The 589-nt window shown below is 42.8% G+C and carries 1 pseudogene; it reads right to left on the bottom strand.

Annotated features, from left to right (window positions below):
- Positions 1-81: 81 nt before the first annotated feature.
- A pseudogene (locus RVS70_RS21870) lies at positions 82-589 on the bottom strand (hypothetical protein); the annotation flags it as partial.

The raw sequence follows: 589 nt of genomic DNA, 5'->3' as shown, positions 1-589 counted from the left end.
TTGTAAAGACGCTCCTTTGAATTATATGCAGGAATAATAACGCTTGCTTTCACTTCATTTTCACTTCCTGTATTTACTCATTTATTTGTTGTCATCTTTTGAAGCAAAACCGTTAAATTCAGGGTCTAACGTTTTGATGTGCTGAATGATATGCGGCAGTGTCTCTTGATACAGTTCATGCACAAACGGCAGATCTGTGCGGGTTGTTTCATGAATCTGTTTGATTTCATTGATGCTGACGATTCGGTATCCGCTGAAATGATAAAAGATCAGCGGACTGCCATCCTCCAGCACGATCCGGACATCTTTCCAGGAAAACGTATGCTGTCCATAATTCCAATGGCCGATGTTCACGCCGGGTGTTGTAATGTCACACACATTCGGAAACAGCCCAGACATATAATCCAAATAGCCCTGATCACCGAATTTCCCTTCACCCGGTGCATTTTTGCATTCCTCAAGACAGCGTTCCTTCCACCACTCCAAGCAATCCGTGCCTGCATCATCATGCTTGAAGCTGATAAACCCAGAATTATATCTACCTAAAAGACGCTGCAGCATGTCAATCTGTTCTTTCTCAAAAGAAGGA

It is taken from the genome of Virgibacillus sp. M23 (assembly GCF_034190895.1).
GTDB classification, from domain to species: domain Bacteria; phylum Bacillota; class Bacilli; order Bacillales; family Amphibacillaceae; genus Virgibacillus; species Virgibacillus salarius.
This window is presented reverse-complemented; position numbering and strand designations above follow the sequence as displayed.